Source organism: Actinocrispum sp. NPDC049592, from assembly GCF_040675465.1.
Lineage (GTDB): Bacteria > Actinomycetota > Actinomycetes > Mycobacteriales > Pseudonocardiaceae > Kibdelosporangium.
Genome location: NZ_JBFAPA010000022.1, coordinates 50,282 through 69,937 on the forward strand (window position 1 = coordinate 50,282; position 19,656 = coordinate 69,937).

17 protein-coding genes and 1 riboswitch are annotated in these 19,656 nt (G+C 68.6%); of the genes, 8 read left to right on the plus strand and 9 right to left on the minus strand.

Annotated elements, in window-relative coordinates; translation table 11 throughout:
• Positions 1-399 precede the first annotated feature (399 nt).
• The gene (locus AB0J95_RS41790; RefSeq protein WP_364770807.1) at positions 400-1,482 is read left to right on the plus strand and encodes a ScyD/ScyE family protein; all 1,083 of its coding nucleotides are present in this window, start codon (positions 400-402) and stop codon (positions 1,480-1,482) included.
• A gap of 60 nt (positions 1,483-1,542) precedes the next feature.
• Here the strand turns inward: AB0J95_RS41790 and AB0J95_RS41795 are convergent, their stop codons facing one another.
• The 4 genes from AB0J95_RS41795 to AB0J95_RS41810 form a co-directional block, all read right to left on the minus strand.
• A complete protein-coding gene (locus tag AB0J95_RS41795; protein WP_364770809.1) occupies positions 1,543-3,747 on the minus strand; it encodes a hypothetical protein in 2,205 nt (734 codons plus the stop codon).
• A gap of 184 nt (positions 3,748-3,931) precedes the next feature.
• The gene (locus tag AB0J95_RS41800; RefSeq protein ID WP_364770811.1) at positions 3,932-6,121 is read right to left on the minus strand and encodes a hypothetical protein; all 2,190 of its coding nucleotides are present in this window, start codon (positions 6,119-6,121) and stop codon (positions 3,932-3,934) included.
• Positions 6,122-6,305: 184 nt separating this feature from the next.
• Positions 6,306-6,536 carry a hypothetical protein gene (locus tag AB0J95_RS41805; protein WP_364770812.1) on the minus strand — a complete coding sequence of 77 codons (231 nt, stop codon included), beginning with the start codon at positions 6,534-6,536 and terminating at the stop codon, positions 6,306-6,308.
• Positions 6,533-6,658 (minus strand): hypothetical protein, encoded by a 126-nt coding sequence (locus tag AB0J95_RS41810; protein WP_364770814.1) that lies wholly within the window; start codon positions 6,656-6,658, stop codon positions 6,533-6,535. The genes AB0J95_RS41805 and AB0J95_RS41810 overlap by 4 nt, the downstream gene beginning before the upstream one ends.
• 70 nt (positions 6,659-6,728) lie before the next feature.
• Between AB0J95_RS41810 and AB0J95_RS41815 the strand changes: the two genes are divergently transcribed.
• Complete coding sequence (locus AB0J95_RS41815) at positions 6,729-7,280, plus strand: TetR/AcrR family transcriptional regulator (RefSeq protein ID WP_364770816.1); 552 nt, start codon at positions 6,729-6,731, stop codon at positions 7,278-7,280.
• Positions 7,281-7,291: 11 nt separating this feature from the next.
• A complete protein-coding gene (locus tag AB0J95_RS41820) occupies positions 7,292-7,813 on the plus strand; it encodes a DUF4865 family protein (protein ID WP_364771117.1) in 522 nt (173 codons plus the stop codon).
• 30 nt (positions 7,814-7,843) lie between these two features.
• On the opposite strand, the gene cobF is transcribed toward AB0J95_RS41820, so the two are convergent.
• On the minus strand, positions 7,844-8,599 hold the full coding sequence (cobF, locus tag AB0J95_RS41825; RefSeq protein WP_364770818.1) for a precorrin-6A synthase (deacetylating): 756 nt from the start codon (positions 8,597-8,599) through the stop codon (positions 7,844-7,846).
• Positions 8,600-8,614: 15 nt separating this feature from the next.
• Positions 8,615-9,148 (minus strand): YceI family protein, encoded by a 534-nt coding sequence (locus tag AB0J95_RS41830; RefSeq protein ID WP_364770820.1) that lies wholly within the window; start codon positions 9,146-9,148, stop codon positions 8,615-8,617.
• A 93-nt stretch (positions 9,149-9,241) separates the two neighbouring features.
• Between AB0J95_RS41830 and AB0J95_RS41835 the strand changes: the two genes are divergently transcribed.
• Both AB0J95_RS41835 and AB0J95_RS41840 read left to right on the plus strand, forming a co-directional pair.
• A complete protein-coding gene (locus AB0J95_RS41835) occupies positions 9,242-11,929 on the plus strand; it encodes an AAA family ATPase (RefSeq protein WP_364770822.1) in 2,688 nt (895 codons plus the stop codon).
• Positions 11,930-12,021: 92 nt separating this feature from the next.
• A complete protein-coding gene (locus tag AB0J95_RS41840) occupies positions 12,022-13,065 on the plus strand; it encodes a ScyD/ScyE family protein (RefSeq protein ID WP_364770824.1) in 1,044 nt (347 codons plus the stop codon).
• Here the strand turns inward: AB0J95_RS41840 and AB0J95_RS41845 are convergent.
• Entirely contained in the window at positions 13,062-13,280 is a 219-nt protein-coding gene (locus tag AB0J95_RS41845) for a DUF2007 domain-containing protein (protein WP_364770826.1), read from the minus strand. The genes AB0J95_RS41840 and AB0J95_RS41845 overlap by 4 nt on opposite strands.
• Before the next feature lie 116 nt (positions 13,281-13,396).
• Here AB0J95_RS41845 and AB0J95_RS41850 point away from each other — a divergent pair, with 116 nt between their 5' ends.
• Together AB0J95_RS41850 and AB0J95_RS41855 are read left to right on the plus strand one after the other, a co-directional pair.
• Positions 13,397-14,020: an ATP-dependent Clp protease proteolytic subunit gene (locus tag AB0J95_RS41850; protein ID WP_364770828.1), complete on the plus strand. Its 624-nt coding sequence runs from the start codon at positions 13,397-13,399 to the stop codon at positions 14,018-14,020.
• A gap of 262 nt (positions 14,021-14,282) precedes the next feature.
• Entirely contained in the window at positions 14,283-15,368 is a 1,086-nt protein-coding gene (locus tag AB0J95_RS41855; RefSeq protein ID WP_364770830.1) for a hypothetical protein, read from the plus strand.
• On the opposite strand, the gene AB0J95_RS41860 is transcribed toward AB0J95_RS41855, so the two are convergent.
• Positions 15,341-16,777, minus strand: a complete 1,437-nt coding sequence (locus tag AB0J95_RS41860; RefSeq protein ID WP_364770832.1) for an FGGY-family carbohydrate kinase — start codon at positions 16,775-16,777, stop codon at positions 15,341-15,343. The genes AB0J95_RS41855 and AB0J95_RS41860 overlap by 28 nt on opposite strands.
• A gap of 17 nt (positions 16,778-16,794) precedes the next feature.
• Positions 16,795-17,005: riboswitch (cobalamin riboswitch) on the plus strand.
• Between the two features lie 99 nt (positions 17,006-17,104).
• On the opposite strand from AB0J95_RS41860, the gene metE reads away from it, so the two are divergent.
• Positions 17,105-19,357 carry a 5-methyltetrahydropteroyltriglutamate--homocysteine S-methyltransferase gene (gene metE / locus AB0J95_RS41865; protein WP_364770834.1) on the plus strand — a complete coding sequence of 751 codons (2,253 nt, stop codon included), beginning with the start codon at positions 17,105-17,107 and terminating at the stop codon, positions 19,355-19,357.
• A 51-nt stretch (positions 19,358-19,408) separates the two neighbouring features.
• On the opposite strand, the gene AB0J95_RS41870 is transcribed toward metE, so the two are convergent.
• The gene (locus AB0J95_RS41870) at positions 19,409-19,627 is read right to left on the minus strand and encodes a DUF2007 domain-containing protein (RefSeq protein ID WP_364770836.1); all 219 of its coding nucleotides are present in this window, start codon (positions 19,625-19,627) and stop codon (positions 19,409-19,411) included.
• Positions 19,628-19,656: the final 29 nt, after the last annotated feature.

Consider the following 19,656-nt stretch of genomic DNA (forward strand, 5'->3'; position numbering starts at 1 on the left):
GGCCCCCACTTGACAGATGCGGTTGCGCAAGCGCCAGGCCATACCGGAGGGCGAGGACACGAAGACTACGTATGCGCGTGCGTGCAGAAGCGCAGAAGCGGCAAAGCGCAGAAGCGTAGAAGCGGCGAATGGCTGGAGCGCTGGAGCGCTGGATGGCTGGAGCGCTGAAGCGCCTGGATGGCTGTGCGGGTTGTGCTGGTGCGGCGCTGGTGGCTGTGCTCACGTTGTTCCCATCGGCGAGTTCTTGCCGGGGTGGTGCCTTTTCGCACATCGGGTTCGTCCCCTGAGGACATTCTCTGCTCGTCCGGGTGGTGGCAGGGTTGTTCACCATATCGTGGAATTGCTGGGGTTTGTATGTCCGAAATAGACTTTTGCGCGCACGAGAGAGGGGATGTGACGATGAGTGCTGCTCGGGGCAGCCGGGCCGCCGCCGTGGTGATGGGGGCGGTGGTGGTCGCGTCGGTGGTGGTGCCGGGGACCGCGTTGGCTGGTGGTGGATCGCATCATGGGATCGAGACCATCGCGAGTGGGCTGAACAGTCCGCGGGGGTTGGCGTTCGGGCCGGACGGTGACCTGTATGTGGCGGAAGGGGGCTTTGGCGGTGCCGCTCCGTGCTTCGCGGGGGCGGAGGGGCCGACGTGTTTTGGCCGCAGTGGGTCGATCACGAAGGTCAGCCATGGGAAGCAGAGCCGAGTGCTCGATGGGTTGCCGTCGACGGCGCATCCGGATGGGGCCAATGGGACCGGGCCCGCTGATGTGGTGGTGGACGGGAAGTCGTTGGTCTTCACCGTCGGGCTTGGTGCTGATCCGGCGATTCGCGAGACGTTGTCGGCGCCGGACCTCGGGGTGTTGCGCAAGGCCGACAAGCACGGTCACCTCTCGACTCTGGGTGATCTGGCTGGGTATGAGGCTTCGGCCAATCCGGATGGGGTGACTCCGCCGGACTCCAACCCCACTTCTGTTGCGCTTACGCCGTGGGGCACGGAAGTTGTGACCGATGCGGGTGGCAACGACCTCGTTGAGGTGGGCCACGGCGGCAAGATCCGTACGGTGGCGGTGTTCCCGGCGGTGAACAACGCGCAGGCGGTTCCCACGTCGGTGATCCGTGGGCGGGACGGCGCTTTCTACGTTGGGCAGTTGACTGGGTTCCCGTTTGTGCCTGGGGCCGCGAAGGTGTTCAAGGTGTGGCCGTCGGGGCGAGGTGAGCCGGAGGTCGTGGCGGATGGGTTCACCAACATCATCGATATCGCGCAGACCTGGGACGGTTCCCTTTATGTCCTGGAGATCGCGAAGAACGGGCTGCTCGCGGGCGACGGTCAGGGCGCGCTGATCAAGGTCGACCGGCACGGCAAGAAGACCACCGTGCTGGACACCGGCCTGACCATGCCGGGTGGGCTGACCATCCGCGGCGACGACGCCTACATCTCCAACTGTGGTGTCTGCAAGGGCGGCGGCCAGGTCATCCGCGTGCCGCTGCACTGAGCGAACCAGAAGAAAGGGCCCCAGCCGGGTGGCTGGGGCCCTTTCCTGTTCCCTAACGGATCACGCGCCGCCGGGCTGGAGCACGCCGTTCACGGTCAGCTTGTACGGGGCGTACTGCTGAACCAGCTCGGTCGGCTCGTCGTAGGCGACGATGGCCACCACCTTCGGGAACGCCGAAAGCAGGGCCAGCTGCAGGCGGTTGAGCTTCACCGACGACTTGCCGTTGAACTCCAGCTGCAGCGCGATGGAGTGCTTCTCGTCGTACCCGACCAGGCGCACGTTCCAGTTGTTCACCGAGGTCGGCTTGATCTGGGTGGGCGACTTGAACGCCGCCAGGCTGGAACCGTCCGAAATGGACGTCGCGCCCACGGTCACGTCGTCGACGAGGAACCCGCCCTCGTTGACGCCGCCGTCGGACACGTACTGCAGGCCCAGCAGCACGTTCTGCCCCTTGTACGCGGACAGGTCGTAGCTGCGCGGCTCGAACCCGGTGGTGGTGCCGTTCAGTGCCGGGCCGAGCGGGCCGTCGATGGTCTTGTCACCCGCGATCGCCTTGTAGGTCGCGCCACCGTCGGTGGACACGACCACGTAGGCGTAGTCGAAGCCGGACTCGGCGCCGTACTTCGCGACGAAGCGCAGCGTCGGGTCGGTCGACGGCACGGTCACCGGGATGACCGCCGCGGAGTTGAGGTTGCTGGCGTTGCCCGACCACAGCACGGGGTTGCCCGGGCGGTCGGGGTCGTTGTTGACGACCGTCCACAGCAGCGGCAGAGCCGGCAACGTCTTGGCACCCTCGAAGGTCAGCGACCGCAGGTCGCATCCCTTGAGCGCGGCGGCGTTCGCGCCCTGCAGCGGGACGAAGTCCGCGCCGTTGGGCCCGGCGCCCGGCTGGGCGTTCGCCGTCGGGTTGGCCAGGTTCACCGTGGAGTTGACGCTCGCCGAGGTGACCTTCTTCTTGTTGGCGCCCAGGACAATGCCGTGCTTGTTGTCCACGATCTTGTCCACCAGAACGGAGGTCTGGTAGTTGTGCAGCACCTTGTACAGGTCGTTCTCGCCGACCGTCTTCAGCTCGGCCGCCACGCTCGCCAGGCCCTGGAGCTGGCCGTCGCGGTGCAGGCGGGAGATGAAGTCCTGGCCGTAGTGGTCGTACAGGTACAGCACGAACTGGTAGGCGTTGCCGTAGTCGGCCAGCACGGCGTTCGGGTTGCTCGTCTCACCCCAGAGGTTCAGCGAGTTCTCCGGACCGCCGCAGTCACGCGGGTTCGGGTTGCTGTCGGTCTTGACGGTCGCGAAGCCCTGGAAGCAGGACAGGTGGCCGTCCACACCCTTGTCGAACACCGTGGCCTTGCTGTTGGAGTAGCCGGTCAGCGCCATCGCGAAGTCCGACAGGCCCTCGTTGAGCCAGATCCCCTCGAGCGGGTCGGTGTAGTAGTGCAGCAGGTGCTGCCACTCGTGCGCGAAGGTCCCCTCGTAGGAGAACGGGCGCGCCGGGCGGCTGGTGCACAGGTCGGCCGTCGGCTCGTTCGGCGGGTTGGCCGTGGTGCGGTGCGCCCAGTCGAACACGTCGATGGTCATCACATTGCGGTCGAACGCCTCGTTGTAGGCCGAGGAGAAGAAACCCGCGATGTAGGTGGGCCGGGCCGGGAAGTTGTAGAAGTTGTCGTCCCGGATGTTGTCCAGCAGGGCAACGGTCTTGTCGCCGTCACCGGTGTACACACCGCCGTTACCGTTGGCGTCCGGCGGAATCGTGGAATGCGTGCCGTCCCGGTCGGGCGGCGTCGAGAACGTCGCCGTCTCCTTCGGGTACATGTTGTTGTCGAACTCGGAGATGAGCTCGTTCACCTGGGCATCGGTGATGTCGGTCGAACCGGGGACCTGGGCGCGGCAGTCACCGGCCGGGAAGGCCCGGTCGTTGGCCACCCAGACCTCGATCTTGTTGCCGATCCCGCGCAGGGTGTAGTCCTTGCGGTAGTTGCGCCCGTTGAAGTCGTCCGAGCCCAGCCACTGGCGAACGGTGCCGACCGGCGGCGTGGACGCCGCGGCCACCTTGGCCTTCGCCTTGCTCTTGCTCGGGTTGTACGACTTCGGTGCCTCGAACTTCTTGCCGTCCAGCGTGAAGTCCGTGCGGGTCATCTCTCTCATGTCGCTGGCCACGTTCGACACCGATGCCGGCGGCGTCGCCGCGTCGGCCGGTGCCGCCACGAAAGGCAGAAGTGGAACGACGAGAGTCGCGGCTGCCGCCCGGATCGCACGGGTGCGTGCCATGAAACCCCCTCCAGAGGAGCTGTGGAACATAAACGAACGGCACATTCAATCATTTGCCTAAACGCATGGAAATAGGAGATATGGCGTACTTCCGTCCTGTACCTACTGGTATGTACAGTCGATCTACCCAAAGTGAGGGGTCCGCCTGAGATCGGCGGAACCCCTCACTCAGCGCAATCGAAGATCAGCCACCCGGTTGTGGAACGCCGTTCACCGTCAGCTTGTAAGGGGCGTACTGCGTGATCTTCTCGGTCGGTTCGTCGTACGCGACCATCGCCACCACCTTCGGGAACGCCGACAGCAACGCGAGCTGCACTCCGCCGAGCTTCACCGACGGCTTGCCGTTGAACTGAATTTGCAGCGCGATCGAGTTCTTCTCGTCCAGGCCGGCCAGCCGCAGGTTCCAGTTATTAACCGACAGCGGCTTGATCTGGGTGGGTGACTTGAACGCCGTCACGTTAGTGCCGTCGCTGATCGTCGTCCCGCCGATGGTGACGTCGTCGACGAAGAGGCCGCCCTCGTTGACGCCACCGTCGGACACGTACTGCAGGCCCAGCAGCACCTTCTCGCCCGCATACGCCGACAGGTCGTAGCTGCGCGGTTCGAACCCATTGGTCTTGCCGTTCAGTGCCGGGCCGAGTGGGCCGTCGACGGTTTTGTCGCCCTTGATGACCTTGTAGGTCGCGCCGCCGTCGGTGGACACGGTCACGTAGGCATAGTCGAAGCCCTCCTCAGCCCCGTACTTGGCGAGGAACCGCAGCGTCGGAGTGTCCGACGGCACGGTCACCGGGATGACCGCGACGGCGTTGAGATTGCTGGCGTTGCCGGACCACAACACGGAGTCGCCCGGACGGTCAGGGTCGTTGGTAACAGCCGTCCACTGCAACGACGTCGGCGGCAGGCTCGACGCGCCTTCGAAGGTCAGCGACTTGAGGTCACATCCCTTGAGCACGACCCCGTCGGCCCCACGCAACTGGACGTAGTCGGCGCCGTTGGGCGCCGCGCCCGGTGTCGCGTAGGCGGCCGGCTTCGGCAGGTCCACAGTGGACCGGACGCTCGCCGAGGTCACCCGCTTGCGGTCGACACCCAGCATCCGGCCCCTGTCCTCGCCGACGAACTTGTCGACCAGCACGGAGGTCTGATAGTCGTGCAGCACCCTGGACAGGTCCTTCTCGCCGACCACCTTCAGTTGCGCCGCAACGCTGTCCAGGCCGTGGCGCTCACCGTCGCGGTGCAGGCGGGACATGAAGTCCTGGCCGTAGTGGTCGTACAGGTACAACATGAACTGGTAGGCGTTGCCGTAGTCGGCCAGCACGTCGTCCGGGGCGCCTTCGTTCCACAGTGTCAGCGAGTTCTCCGCGCCGCCGCAGGGCCGGGTCGTCCCACCGCCCGCGTTGAGCGTGGCGAAGCCCTGGAAACAGCCGATGTGGATGCTCGCGCTCGGGTCGGGCCAGATCGCCGTCGTGGTCGAGTATCCGGTCAGCGACTCGGCGTACATCGACAGGCCCTCGTTCAGCCAGGTGGACTCGGTCGGGTCGATGTAGAACTGCAACAGGTGCTGATATTCGTGGGCGAACGTCGACTCGTACGCGAACGGCGCGGCCGTGCGGGTCGTGCACACGTCGTTGGTCGGGTCGTTCGGCGGGCTGGCCGTCGTCTTGTGCTTCCAGTCGAACACGTCGATGGTCATCACGTTGCGGTCGAGCGCCTGGTTGATGGCCGGGGCGAAGAACCCGGCGACGTAGGACAGCGAGTCCGGGAAGTCGAAGTAGTTCTCGTCCCGGACGTTGTCGACCAGGGTGACGGTCTTGTCGCCGTCGCCGGTGTAGTCGCCGCCCTTGCCGTCGGCGTCCGCGGCCATCGTCGCGTGCGTGCCGTCCCGGTTCGGCGGGGTGGAGAACCCGCTGGTCTCCTTGGGGTACATGGTGTTGTCGAACTCGGAGATGAGCTCGCCGACCTGCTCGTCGGTGACGTCGGTGCTGCCGGGCACGGCGTTGCGGCAGTCGCCGGCCGGGAAGGCTCGGTCGTTGGCCACCCAGACCTCGATCTTGTTGCCGACCGCCCGCAGGGTGTAGTCCTTGCGGTAGACGTTGCCCTGGACCACGTCCAGCCCGACCCATTGGCGGACGGTGCCGACCGGTGGGGTGGCCGCGGCGGCCTGCGCCTTGGCCGCGCCGTTGGCTCTGGCGGGCTCGTCGCTCTTGCGCGCCTGGCCGTCCACCTTGAGGTGGGTTCCCTTGGGCAGGCCCGTCACCGGCGTCATCGGGGGTGCGGACGGCTGTTGGGCGGCCACGTCGGCATGCACCCCGACGAGCGGCAGCAGGGGAATGGCGAGAGCGACGCCTGCGGCCCGGATCGCACGGGAGCGCGCCATCAATGTCCTCCGGGGTGTGTGGAAAAAACGAACGGCCACATTCAAGCACCGGTCTTTTCCCGGCGGACGTCGCTGACATGGCGTGATTCCGCCCGGGTTGCCGCTCAACCGTCGATTCAGCGAAATGGCTGGAGAAAAGGGTCCCGCCGCGGATCGGCGAGGCCCTTTTCAGCGGTTCCGGCGATCAGCCGCCCGGCTGGATGACCCCGTTCGCGGTCAGCTTGTACGGCGCGTGCTGGCTGATCTGCCCGGTCGGCTCGTCGTAGGTGACGATGGCGACCACCTTCGGGAATGTCGAGAACAGGGCCAGTTGTCGCCGGGTGACCGTCACCGACGGCTTACCGTTGAACTCCATTTGCGGCGCGATGGCGTTCTTCTCGTCGAGCCCGACCAACCGCACATTCCAGTTGTTCACCGGGTGATCGCCGCGGAGGTGAGGCCGGCTTCGTTGCCGGACCACAGCACCGGCTCGAAGCCCTGGAAGCAGGTCAGATGGCTGTCCTCGGTCTGGTCGAAGACCGTGGTCTTGCTGTCCACGTACCCGGTGCGGGGCCGCTTGTCGGTTGGGGATGGCGCACATACGCTCTGTACCTACTAGTATGTACACATGGACACGAGGGAGCGGCTCGTCGAGAGCACACGCGAGTTGCTGTGGGAGCGGGGCTATGTCGGGACCAGCCCGAAGGCCATCCAGGAGCGGTCCGGGGTGGGGCAGGGCAGCATGTACCACCACTTCGCCGGGAAGACCGATCTGGCGCTCGCGGCGATCCAGCGCACCGCCGCCGACCTGCGGGCCGCAGCCGCCGCGGACCTGGACGGACCGGGCTCGCCTGCCGATCGGGTGATGGCGTATCTACGCAGGTCACGCGAGGTTTTGCGGGGCTGTCCGGTGGGTCGGATGACCCAGGACCCGGATGTCGCCACCGACCGTCGACTGCGCCAACCGCTGGCTGACACTTTCGAGTGGTTGCGTGGTCGGCTGGCTGCGGTCCTGGCCCCGGCGCTGCCCGACGGAGTGCCCGCCGAGGCGATCGCGGCGACCATCCTGGCGACCCTGCAGGGCGGCTATGTGCTGGCCCGCGCGGCCGGCGACACCGAGCCGTTCGACCGCGCCATCGACGGAATTCAGGAATTGCTGACCCGAACAATGGGAGGTTGATCGTGTACGCGATGCAATACGAGATCACCCTGCCCGCGGACTACGACATGGGCATTGTCCGCAACCGCGTGGCCACCCGGGGGCATCTGCTCGACGGTTTCCCCGGCCTGGGTTTCAAGGCCTATCTGATGCGCCAGACCCCCATCAACCAGTACTCGCCGTTCTACGTCTGGGACGACACCGCGGGCATGAACCGCTTCCTCTGGGGCGGCGGCGGTTTCCACAACATCGTCGCCGACTTCGGCCGCCCACCGGTGAAGCACTGGACCGGCGTCGACCAGGAACGCGGCCGCGCGACCCAAGCCCGCTTCGCCACCCGCGTCCTCGCCCCCATCCCCGCCGACGCCGAACTGACCACCGTCGCCGACGACGCCACGGCCCAGCTCAAGTCCTCAGTGGACAACGACCTCGTCTGCGCCAGCGTCCTCGCCATCGACCCCTACCACTGGGAGCTCCTGCACTTCACCCTCTGGGAAGACCTCCCCGACGACACCCCCGGCGACCGCTACGAAGTCCTGTACCTGGCTTCGTGAGTGGTTTCAGTCGTCTAAGACTGAAACCACTCACGAGCGGAACCCGCGGCGCAGGAGGTAGGTGTCCATGATCCAGCCCTTGCGGCGGCGGGCTTCCGCGCGGGTCTCGACGATGTGGTCGGCCACTTCGGTGACCGGGCCGGAGATCAGGATCTCGTCGGGGGTGCCGAGGTAGGCACCCCAGTAGATGTCCGCGTCGGGGTGTTCGGTGAAGGCGGTCTGGGCGTCGAGCATGACCACGACGTCGTCCACGTCGGTGGGCCACGCGTTGGCGAGGCGGCGGCCGGTGGTGATCTGCACGGGTTTGCCGACCTGGTTGAGCGGGATGCGGTGGCGCGCAGCGAGGTTGGACACGCTGCTGATCCCGGGGATGACCTCGACCTCGAACTCCAGCGAGCCGCGCGCCGAGATGTCCGACAGGATCGCGAGAGTGCTGTCGTACAACGAAGGGTCGCCCCAGACGAGGAACGCGCCGGTCTGGTCCTCATCCAAGGACGAGGCGATCATCGACTGGCAGACGTCCGCGCGGCGGCGCCGCCAGTCGTCGACGGCCTCGACGTAGGCGGCGCTCGTCCGGTCGCGTTCCGGGTCCTGGCCGTGCACGACCCGGTAGGTGTGGTTCGCGTAGCGGGTCAGGATCTCCGACCGCAGGTCGACCAGTTCCTGCTTGACCTCGCCCTTGTCCAGGACGAAGAACACGTCCGACCGGTTGATGGCGTTGACGGCCTGGATGGTGACCTGCTCCGGGTCGCCGGCGCCGATCCCGATCACGATGATCCTCCGCATGCCGCCCAGTCTGCGTCACCGCTCGGCGAGCACCGCCGGTGAGGTCTCTCTAACAGTGTTAGAGATCCTGGCGGTCACGGTGACCTCGATGAACCGTCCGATCAGGAACCACGGCGCGCGCAGCCGCAGGTCGCGGCGATCCACCCGGGTGGTCGCGGTGAGCGTGGCGGTGTGCTGACCGGGGCCATCGATCCGGACGGTGCCGACGATCGGCGCCGTCTCGCCGCGGGCCGTCAGGTACCCGGTGACCCGCCAGCCGTCATCGCCGACCGCCACGGTGCCGGTCCGGAAGGTCATCTTGGGGTGCGCGTCCAGGTCGAGCAGCCGCGGCTTGCGCAGGTCCTGGTCGCGCTTGGCGATGCCGGTGTCGATGGCGCCGATGTCCAGCTCGCCGTGGATCGCCGTCGGCTGCCCGTTCTCGGCGACCTCGATGGTGCCGGACAGGATCGGGATCGTGCCGGGCACGTCCCTGCCGAACTGGCGGGCGGTGAAGGTGGCGTTCTGCCCGGCGGTCACAAGCCAGCGGCCGGGTGCCAGTTGAGTCGTCATGACCAGGAAGTCTTCGGCCGCGACGGCTCCGGTGGATCAGTGTCAGCACCCAGAGGCATACGGAATCGGGCACGGACGGCGATACTGCTGGATGTGGACGTTCCGCTGATCGGCCGAACCGCTGAGCTCGAACGGCTGCGTGCCGCCCGGACGGCCGCCGCCGCGGGCTCCGGCCGCCTCGTGCTGGTCAGCGGCGACCCCGGGATCGGCAAGAGCCGGCTGGCCGCGGCGGTCGCCGCCGAGAGCACCGTGCCGGTCGCCCGGGGGTACGCCGTGGACGACCCGGGCATGCCGCCGCTGTGGCCGTGGCTGCGAGTGGCGCGGGACGTTCCTGGCCTGGCGGACGTGCTGCGGCCCGGTGACTCGGCGACCGCCCAGTTCACGATGTTCGCCGACGCCTGTGACGTGCTGGCCGCGGCCGGGCCGCTGGTGATCGTGCTGGAGGACCTGCACTGGGCCGACCAGACCTCGTTGCGGCTGCTCAGCCACCTGGCCGGGGAGATCTCCCGGACCCGGCTGCTGGTGGTGGGCACGTTCCGCGAGGCGACCGGGCCGCTGGCCGGGCTGCTGCGGTCCTCGGAGTCGATCCGGCTGACGGGGTTGTCCCGAACCGACATCGCGGTCTGGCTGCGGACCCAGGAGCCCGGTGTGGACGTTGACACCGTGGCGTCCAGGCTGTCGGCGAGCACCAACGGGAACCCGCTGTTCGTCCGGATATTGATGGAACGCAAGGCATTCGACGACCCCAGTGCGCACCCCGAGCTGCGCAGGCTGGTGCTGGACCGGTTGCCGCACGAGGCCCGGGGCGTGCTGGGCGCGGCGAGTGTGCTCGGCGAGGAGATCGATCCGCCGTTGCTGCAAGCGGTCGCGCTCGAGTCCGATGTGGACGCCATGCTCGACCTCGCCGTGCGGGCCGGGGTACTGCGGTCGGTGCCCGAGACGGCGACGCTCGCGTTCACGCACGCCCTCGTCCGCGACGCGGTGTACTCGGAACTGCCGCCCTCACAACGGGTTGTGCTGCACCGCCGGGCGGCCGAGGCACTGGAGAAGGCCGATCACTGCGCCGCGGGCCGGATCGCCTACCACTGGCGGGCAGCGGGCGAACCGGTCCACTGTGTCCGGTGGGCCCGGCAGGCGGCCAAGGCGGCGATCGAGGCGCTCGCCTACGACGAAGCCGTGAAGTTCGCGCAACTGGCGCTGGACAACGCGGTGGACTCGCAAGCGGAGCTGACCCTGGAGCTGGCGCGGGCCGAGTTCGTCGCGGGCGCCATCGGGCCGTGCCTGGAACACAGCCTGGAGGCGGCCCGGCTGGGTGCCGGGCGTCCGGAGATCGTCGCGGGGGCGGCTCTTGTGTCGCGTGGAGTCGGCGACGTGAAGACAGTGGCGGCCGTGGACCGGTTGTGTGCCTCGGCGTTGCGGTTGCCCCAGCCGGATGCCGTCCGCGCCCAGTTGCTCGCCAAACGGGCGATCGCCGCCGTGGACACCGGTGCGAACCTACGGGCGCAGGAGCTGTCGGCCAGTGCGCTGGAACTGGCCGAGGCCAGCGGCGATCCCGACGCGTTGATGGACGGCATCCACGCCCGGCATTTCACGTTGTGCGCGCCGCAGTTCCTCGCCGAGCGGATGGCACTGGCCTACCGGGCCTGTGAGCTCGCGGAACAGGCCAGACAGCCGCTCGCCGCGTTGTGGGGTCACCTCTGGCTGACCGACGCGGCGTTCCAGCGCGGCGATCTGTCCGAAGTGGACCATCAGCTCGGCCAGATCGAACAGTTCGCCTCGGCCCGCGGGCATCTGCTCGCCCGGTGGCACCTGATCAGGGCCAGGGCGGCGCGGGCGGCCCTCGTCGGCGAGATCCCCCAGGCGCTGGCCCACAACCAAGAGGCCCGCGGGATCGCCCTGCGGCTGGGTTCCGGGGACGCCGCCGGACTGGGTTACGCGTTCCTCAACCAGATCAGCATCATGCGCGGCGCCATCGACCGGGCGACCGGCGAGGCGGCCCTCGCGCTGCTGCGCGGCATGCCGGAGCTGGTGCTGGTCCGGGTCTTCATCCCGCTGACCCACGCCATGCTGGGGGAGACCGAACAGGCCGTGGCGACCTTCGAGGAGTTCCGGCACATGCCGGAAACCCTCCAGATAGGACCGAGATGGGCGCCGACGGTGTTCCACATCGGACTGATCGCGACGATGCTCGGCGACGTGGAGACGGCCGAACGCGTCTACCGCTGCTTCTCCGCGCTGGAACCGGACTACGGCTGTGACGGGTCCGGGCCGTTGTTCTGCGCCGGGTCCACCGCCCGGATCCTCGGCGAGCTGGCGTTCACCTGCGGCAGGCTGGACGCCGCCGTGGCGCACTTCGAGACCGCGATCCGGATGAACGCCGCCATCTCGGCCCGCCCGTACCTCGCGGTGAGCCGCCTCGGCCTGGCCAAGACCCTTGTCGCGCAAGGGGAGTCGCTCGCGCGGGCGAAGGAGCTGCTCACCGGCGCGGCGGCGGAGTTCCGGCTGCTGGACCTGCCCGGGCAGTTGGCGGCCGCGGATGCGTTGCTGGCCAAGATCAGTACTGCTGCCCGCAACAGCAACCCGTTGTCCCGCCGGGAGACGGAAGTGGCGGAGTTGATCGCGCAGGCGTTGTCGAACAAGCAGATCGCCGAGCGGCTCGTGCTGTCCGAGCGGACGGTGGAGTCGCACGTCAGCAACATCCTGACCAAGCTGGGCGCCGCCAACCGGATGGAGATCGCCAGCTGGAGCCAGGGGGCGCTAGGGGGCGGGCAGGGGCGCTGAGCCCCACCGGCCGAGGTTGGTTTCCGGTATCTCCTTACAGTGCGGGCGCATGCCCGATATGTCCAAAGTGGACTTCTCTGGGAGGGATCTGGATGAGACCGGCGATTGTGCTGGTGGTCGGGGTGCTTGTCGCGTTGTTCGCGCCCGGGGTGGCTCAGGCGCACGGGGTGACCACGGTCGCCTCCGGGCTGGACAACCCGCGCGGGCTGGCGTTCGCGGCCGACGGGTCGCTGTATGTGGCCGAGGCCGGGAAGGGCGGCGCCGGACCGTGTTTCCCGGGACCGAACGGCGGCCCGGTGTGCTGGGGCACGTCCGGTGCGATCACGAAGATCGGCCACGGCGGCCAGAAGCGGGTCGTGACCGGGTTGTCGTCCATCGCGAACCCCGACGGCTCACAGGCAATGGGCCCGTCGGATGTGTCGGTGCAGGGCCACGATGTGCTCTACACGGTCGGTTTCGGCGCCGCGCCCGCGGCACGCGCCGCACTGCCGGACGGCGGGGCGAACGCCGGGTGGCTGCTGAAACTGGGCCGGCGCAAGGTCGCCGACATCGCCGGGTACGAGGCCACGGCCGACCCCGACAAACGCGGTCCCGAGACCAACCCGAACTCCGTGGTGGCCACGCCTTGGGGTTCCGCCGTCGCGGATGCGGCCGGAAACACGCTGGTGTGGGTGGGCCGGAACGGCACAGTGTCCACTGTGGCCGTTCTGCCCGAGCTGACCGTCGGCGGCGCCCCCGTGCACGCGGTGCCGACCTCCGTGGTGATCGGGCCGGACGGGGCGTTCTACGTGTCCCAGCTGACCGGGTTCCCGTTCCCGCCCGGGCAGGCGAACATCTTCCGGGTCGTCCCCGGGCACGCGCCGACCGTGTACGCCAGCGGCCTGACGAACGTCATCGACCTGGCGTTCGACCGGCACGGCTCGCTGTACGCGCTGGAGGTCTCGCACGCCGGGCTGGCCTCCGGCGACCTGACCGGGGCGTTGATCAAGGTCAGGCGGGACGGGTCGCAGCAGGTCGTCATGAGCACGGGCCTGTTCGGGCCGGGCGGGCTCGCCATCAGGGGCGGCGCCGCCTACGTGTCCAACTGCGGTGTCTGCCCGGCCGGCGGTACGATTCTGCGGATCCCGCTGCCCTAGTCGGCCTCGATCGTGACGCCCGCGTCCTGCAGCAGGGCGCGGGCGTTGTCGTACTCGCCCTCCGCCACCAGGACGCGCGTCTGCACCGCGTTGATGGAGCCGTCGATCACACTCATGTTCGAGTCGGCCACCGCGTGCTCGATCTTGGCGTCCTTCAGCAGGGACGCGGCGAAGGACACGAGCACCGGATCGTTGGACCGCAGCAGTTCGACCACGGCGCCCACTGTAGTGGACCCCGCCGGTTAACGCTCTGAGCGAACTCGGGAGTGTCCACCCTGGCCGGTTCGTTAGGGTCAGACAGGTAGACCCACGGTACTAGGCAGGAGCCGAGATGCAGCACATGCCCGAGAGCCGGTACATCCTGCCCTCGTACACCGAGCGCACGAGCTATGGCGTGAAGGAGTCGAACCCGTACAACAAGCTGTACGAGGAGCGCCAGATCATGCTCGGCGTCCAGGTGGACGACGCCTCGGCCAACGACGTCATGGCCCAGCTCCTGCACCTGGAGGCGGCCGACGCGGACCGGGACATCACCCTGTACATCAACTCCCCGGGCGGCAGCTTCACGGCCCTGATGGCCATCTACGACACCATGCAGTTCGTCCGCCCGGACATCCAGACGGTGTGCCTCGGCCAGGCTTCCGAGGCGGCCGCGATCCTGCTGGCCGCGGGCACCAAGGGCAAGCGGATGGCGCTGCCCAACGCCCGCATCCTGATCCACCAGCCCTCCTCCAGCGGCGCCCAGGGCCAGGTCTCCGACCTCGAGATCCACGCCCAGGAAATCCTCCGCATCCGCCGCCAGATGGAATCCACCCTCGCTCGCCACACCGACAAAACCCCCGAAGAAATCCGCGCGGACATCGAGCGCCACAAAATCCTCACGCCCCAGGAAGCCAAGGAATACGGAATCATCGACGAGGTCCTCACCTACCGCAAAGCCTCCGCGCTGAACTGATTCCAGCCCCCCTTGCGGCCGGAGGCGAATAGGCCTCCGGCCGGGACAGGGGTGGGCGAAGGTCGGGCGCCGGGTGTGGAGGGCGCGCCCGGTGTGGGCACAAACGCACGGTCGGTGACGGCGGCTGATTCGGCCTCGCCCGTTCCAAGGCGGCGAAATAGGGTGGCACGGAGGAGTGCGAATCCGCGGAAAGCGGTGGTATGACGGGCGCCGGGCTCCCGCAAAAACAACCCCTGAACAAGACAACCGCTAGTCTGCGCGCATGAACGAGCGGGTCGTAGCGGGCACGGCGGGGTTCGTGGCGGTCGCCGGACTGGGCCTGGTCAACAACTACACCGCCCGCGCCCTCGGCACGAGCACGCTGCGCGACGCCTGGCACTGGACCGCGATCGTCGCCGCCATCACGATCCTCGCCGTCCTGGCCCTCCGCGTGTGGTGGCGGACCGCGTGGGCCTGGCTGGTTCTCGCCGGTGCGGCCTTGGGCCTGCCGGTCGTCCTCGCCCCGGCCTCGACCAGCGAACTCGTCGCCCTCGCCGCCCTCGTCTCACCCACCCTCCTCATCCTGGGCACCCTCGCAACCGCAGCCTGGATCGGACAAGCTGGCCACCGGGGCCTGGGAGCCGCCCTTGCGGCCACAACGGTCGCGATGCCGACCCTGGGCCTCCTCGTCCTCAACCCACCCGTGAGCGTCCTCGCGGCCATCTCCCTCTGCGGAGCGATAGGCGCGGTGTCGATGGTGCGCTTCGCGGTCCACGAAGAACGCCTGACCTGGACAACTACCGGAATAGGCGCCCTCGCGGCCCTGACGCCCCTGGCCATAACGGAAATCAACCCCTGGATCATCCTCGCGATCCTCCTGGTGGCGGCCCTCGCCGGCGGAATCCGCCCAGCTCTGGGCGCCGTGGTCATCGTGCTCGTGGGCATCGCCACGGTCGAGGCGATCTCGATGACCGTCTACTCCGCCCGCCTCAACGACACCACGGCCCTGTTCCTGGCCTTCGCCGGAGTCGCGGCCGGACTGGCGGCCACGGTGACGAGGTACCGCGTCTGGATAGCCGCAGGCGCCCTGATCGTCACGGCCGTCCTGATCCAGAACCCAACCCTGCCACTGGTGTTCGTCGCCCTGATGGCGATCGTCGCCAAAACCGGCGCCGTAGCCGACCTGATGAAGACCAACGCGTCTGTCTACATAGGACTGCTGGCGCCCGCGGTCAACGCCGCCGCCTGGGCAACCCGGTCCGGCGGCTTCCCGAGGAGTGGGTGGGAAACCCAGTACGGCATCATGCTCGCGGCAGCCGCAGTGCTCCTGGCGGCGCTCACCTACCGCCAACGCGCCATGGTGGCGTGAATGTCCTGCAGCGCCGAGTAAGAAGACCGATACACCGAATACAACGCCGCCATCCGCGAAGAATCCGCCGATGGGGTGAAAACCCGTTCCCGCGCAACGGTTTCCGCGGCGGCGGTGTCGATGTCCGGATAGATCTCCGCCCCCACCGCGCCCAGCAGGGCCGCGCCCAGAGCGGCGCTGTCGTGCACCTTGAGCCGTTCCACCGGACGCCCCAACACATCCGCGTGGATCTGCGCCCACACGTCACTCCGCGACCCGCCACCGGAGAAACTCAACGACGTCAACGGCCGCCCGCAAGCCGCGGTCACGTACTCCAGCACGTGCCGCCCCGACATCGCCACTCCGGTGAGCACCGCCCGAGACATGTCCGCCTGGGTAGTCGAAGAACTCAACCCCAAGAAGCTCCCGCGCACATCGGGATCCCACAACGGCGCCCGTTCCCCCAGAAGATGCGGCGTGAACACCACCCCATCGGACCCGGCGGCCGCCAGGTCGAGCACCTCGGCGATGGTCAACCCGCAAACCCCGCTCCACCACCGCAAAGCGTCCCCGGCGGCCTGAGTCGGCCCGGCGTGCACGTATAGCCCGTCCCGCGGCGGGAAAGCGACCACCCCCGAGGCGGGCAGCGACTGCCGCGAAGCCCCGGCGACAACGAGAGAAGTCCCGCACAACACCATTCCACGCCCGGGTGTGGTGGTGGCCGTGCCGAACACGGACCCGTAAGCGTCCATCGTGCCGACCACGAGTGAAGCGTCGAGGTCGAGGACCGGCCCGAGCTGGGCCGTCGGCGGCAGGATCTCCGGCAACCGCGAGGAAAGCCCGTCGACCAGGGCCACGGCCTCGGGAAAGTACCCGGACGCCCCGGCCACCCGGACCCCGGACAACGGGTCGGTCGCCACCCGCCCGGTCAGCATGGCCGCGACGAAGTCCTTGGGGCTCAACACCCACGACGTCTTGGCCCACAACGAAGGATGCTCCCGCGCGAACCACTCCGCCCGAGCGGCCACGAAGGACGCGTCCAGCGTGACCGGCGCGCCCCAGATGCGCTTCTTCTCGGCCGCGGTGAACCGGGCGTCGAACTCGCGGGCGATGTCCGCGCACCGCTGGTCCTGCCAGATGATCGCGGGCGCCAACGGCTCCAGCGACGAGTCGACGAACACGTGGGTGTTCACCTGGCTCACGATGCCCACCGACCGGACGCCTGCCGGCCCGAGCCCGGCGAGCACCGACCGCAGGCCCTCCTGGGTGCCGTTCCACCAGTCCATCGGGTCCTGCTCGGCCCAGCCGGGCCGCGACCGGCTGATCGGGTACGGCTTGACGTGCGTGGCAGCGAGCTGACCGTCCACAGTGAACGCGACGACCCGCACGGAGGTCGTTCCGACGTCGATGCCGAGCATCACATCTTTCACAGGCACAAACTATCTGTAAGCTCGTCAGCGCTGGTGGTTCGCCGGGCACGCACGACGCGTGACCGGCGAGGCAAGAGGGAACCCGGTGGGAATCCGGGACTGCCCCGCAGCGGTGAGCGGGAACGACCGCCGTCATGAGCACTGGGCGCGAGCCTGGGAAGCGACGGCCAGTAGGCGTGAGCAAGGCGCCCGCGAGTCCGAATACCTGCCACTGGTGCGTGCGCCGCAAACACAAGGCGCGCGCCGGTCCGGAGCCTCTCGGGCGGGCTCACGCGGTCTGTGGGCGCGTCCTCCGAGCGGCTCCAACGAGCTCGCGAGGAGAGAGCTGTGATCGGTTCGACAGTGCTGGGCTACCCGCGGATCGGTCCGCGCCGGGAGCTGAAGAGGGCGCTGGAGCAGTACTGGCCGGGAAAACTCGAGGTCGGCGGCCTGCGGGCGGTGGCCCGTGACCTGCGCCGCGACACCTGGACGACGTTGGCCGGAAGTGGCCTGGACTCGGTCCCGGGCAACACTTTCTCCTACTACGACCAGGTGCTCGACACCACGATGCTGTTCGACGCCCTGCCCCAGCGGTTCCGTGACCTGGGCCTCAACGGCCTGGACACGTACTTCGCCATGGCCCGCGGGCACGATCGCGTGCCGGCCATGGAACTCACCAAGTGGTTCGACACGAACTACCACTACCTGGTGCCGGAACTGGGCCCGGAAACGGTGTTCCGGCTGACCGGGGACAAGCCGGTCGCGGAGTACCAGGAGGCCCGGTCGATCGGCGTGGAAACGCGCCCGGTGCTCATCGGCCCGGTCACGTACCTGCTGCTGGCCAAGGGCAACGGCATCGATCCGCTCGACCTGCTGGACCAGCTGGCCGACCAGTACATCGAGCTGCTCGTCCACCTGGCGGCCGCGGGGGCCGAATGGGTGCAGCTGGACGAGCCCGCGTTCTGCGCGGACCGCTCCGACGTCGAGCTCGCCGCCCTGCGCCGCGCCTACGACCGGCTCTCGGCCGTCCACCAGCGGCCGAAACTGCTGGTAGCCGGGTATTTCGGCGACTTCGGGCCGGCGCTGCCCACTCTCGCCGAGACGGCCATCGAGGCGATCGCGGTCGACCTGGTGGCCGGTCCGGACCAGGCCGGCGCCATCCCGGCCATCGCCGGGCTGCGGCAGAAAACCCTGGTCGCGGGCGTGGTCGACGGCCGCAACATCTGGCGGACGGACCTGGGCGCGGCCGCGTCGAAGGCCGTCCGGCTGATGGGGTCGGTCGGCGAGCTGGCCGTGTCGACGTCCTGCTCGCTGCTGCACGTGCCCTACGACCTGGCTGCGGAGACTTCCCTGGACGTCGCCGAGCGGCTCGCGTTCGCCCGGCAGAAGGTGGACGAGGTCGTGCTGCTCGGCCGAGCCCTGCGGGAGGACGACCCGGCGACGGTCCGCGCGCTCGCGGAGACCGGCAAGGCCGTGCGCGAGGGTGTCGCGTCCGCGCGGCGGGACGATCGCGTGCGGGCCCAGATCGACGCTCTGACGCCGGAACACCGCCGCCGCGCGCCCTACGCCGAACGGGCCGAGGCGCAGGCGAGGAAGCTCGGCCTGCCGCCGCTGGCGACCACCACGATCGGCTCGTTCCCGCAGACCGTGGACGTCCGCAAGGCCCGCGCGGACGCCAAGGCCGGCCGCATCACCCAGGAGCAGTACGGCGAACGGATGCGCGCCGAGATCGACCGGGTCATCGCCCTCCAGGAGGAGATCGGCCTGGACGTCCTCGTGCACGGCGAGCCTGAGCGCAACGACATGGTGCAGTACTTCGGCGAGCTGCTGGACGGGTTCGCGTTCACCGAGAACGGCTGGGTGCAGTCGTACGGGTCGCGCTGCGTGCGGCCGCCGATCCTGCACGGCGACGTCTCACGGGCCGCGCCGATGACCGTCGAGTGGGCCCGGTATGCGCAGTCCAGGAGCGCCAAACCGGTCAAGGGGATGCTCACCGGGCCGGTGACGATCCTGGCGTGGTCGTTCGTACGCGACGACCAGCCGCTAGCAGTGACAGCGGACCAAGTGGCGCTAGCTCTGCGCGAGGAGATCCGGGACCTGGAGGCGGCCGGGATCGCGGTCGTCCAGGTCGACGAACCCGCGCTGCGCGAGCTGCTGCCGTTGCGTTCGGCCGACCGCAAGGCGTACCTGGACTGGGCGGTCGGCTCGTTCCGGCTGGCCACCGGCGGAGCCGCGGCGGCCACCCAGATCCACACGCACCTGTGCTACTCCGAGTTCGGTGACGTGATCGAGGCGATCGACGGGCTGGACGCGGACGTCACCACGATCGAGGCCGCACGGTCCAAAATGGAGGTTCTGGACGACCTCGCGGCGATCGGCTACAGCCGCGGCGTCGGCCCTGGGGTGTATGACATCCACTCGCCGCGGGTGCCCAGCGAGGACGAGATGACCCAGCTGCTGGCGGCCGCGATCCGCGCGGTACCGGCGAAACGCGTCTGGGTGAACCCGGACTGCGGCCTGAAGACCCGTGGCTACGCCGAGGCCGAACCGGCCCTGCGCAACCTCGTCGCCGCCGCGCGCCGGATCCGCGCCACGCTGTAAGGTCCTTCGCCCGCACGGGGGAGCGGCGAATCCTCGCCGTTCTCCCGTGCCTCAGAAGTCCGCCGAGGACACCCCGGCGTCGGTCAGCAACTCCGTTGCCTCGGCGTAGGAACCCTCGTCGACCATGATCCGGGTGATCACGGTGTTGATGGAGCCGTCGATCACGCCCATCAGGGAGTCGGCGACGGAGTGGTCGATCTTCGCGTCGGTCAGCACCGACCTGGCGAACGAGATCACCACAGGGTTGTTGGAACGCAGCACCTCTACCATGGCTGCGACGATGCCACGGCCGGATCGAC

Excerpts from the sequence above, each read along its gene's own strand:
- AB0J95_RS41840 (WP_364770824.1), top strand. The coding sequence starts at position 12,022 with ATGAGACCGGCGATTGTGCTGGTGGTCGGGGTGCTTGTCGCGTTGTTC.
- AB0J95_RS41870 (WP_364770836.1), bottom strand. The coding sequence starts at position 19,627 with ATGGTAGAGGTGCTGCGTTCCAACAACCCTGTGGTGATCTCGTTCGCC.
- AB0J95_RS41800 (WP_364770811.1), bottom strand. The coding sequence starts at position 6,121 with ATGGCGCGCTCCCGTGCGATCCGGGCCGCAGGCGTCGCTCTCGCCATT.
- AB0J95_RS41850 (WP_364770828.1), top strand. The coding sequence starts at position 13,397 with ATGCAGCACATGCCCGAGAGCCGGTACATCCTGCCCTCGTACACCGAG.
- AB0J95_RS41830 (WP_364770820.1), bottom strand. The coding sequence starts at position 9,148 with ATGACGACTCAACTGGCACCCGGCCGCTGGCTTGTGACCGCCGGGCAG.
- AB0J95_RS41795 (WP_364770809.1), bottom strand. The coding sequence starts at position 3,747 with ATGGCACGCACCCGTGCGATCCGGGCGGCAGCCGCGACTCTCGTCGTT.
- AB0J95_RS41855 (WP_364770830.1), top strand. The coding sequence starts at position 14,283 with ATGAACGAGCGGGTCGTAGCGGGCACGGCGGGGTTCGTGGCGGTCGCC.
- AB0J95_RS41790 (WP_364770807.1), top strand. The coding sequence starts at position 400 with ATGAGTGCTGCTCGGGGCAGCCGGGCCGCCGCCGTGGTGATGGGGGCG.
- AB0J95_RS41815 (WP_364770816.1), top strand. The coding sequence starts at position 6,729 with ATGGACACGAGGGAGCGGCTCGTCGAGAGCACACGCGAGTTGCTGTGG.
- AB0J95_RS41820 (WP_364771117.1), top strand. The coding sequence starts at position 7,292 with ATGCAATACGAGATCACCCTGCCCGCGGACTACGACATGGGCATTGTC.
- cobF (WP_364770818.1), bottom strand. The coding sequence starts at position 8,599 with ATGCGGAGGATCATCGTGATCGGGATCGGCGCCGGCGACCCGGAGCAG.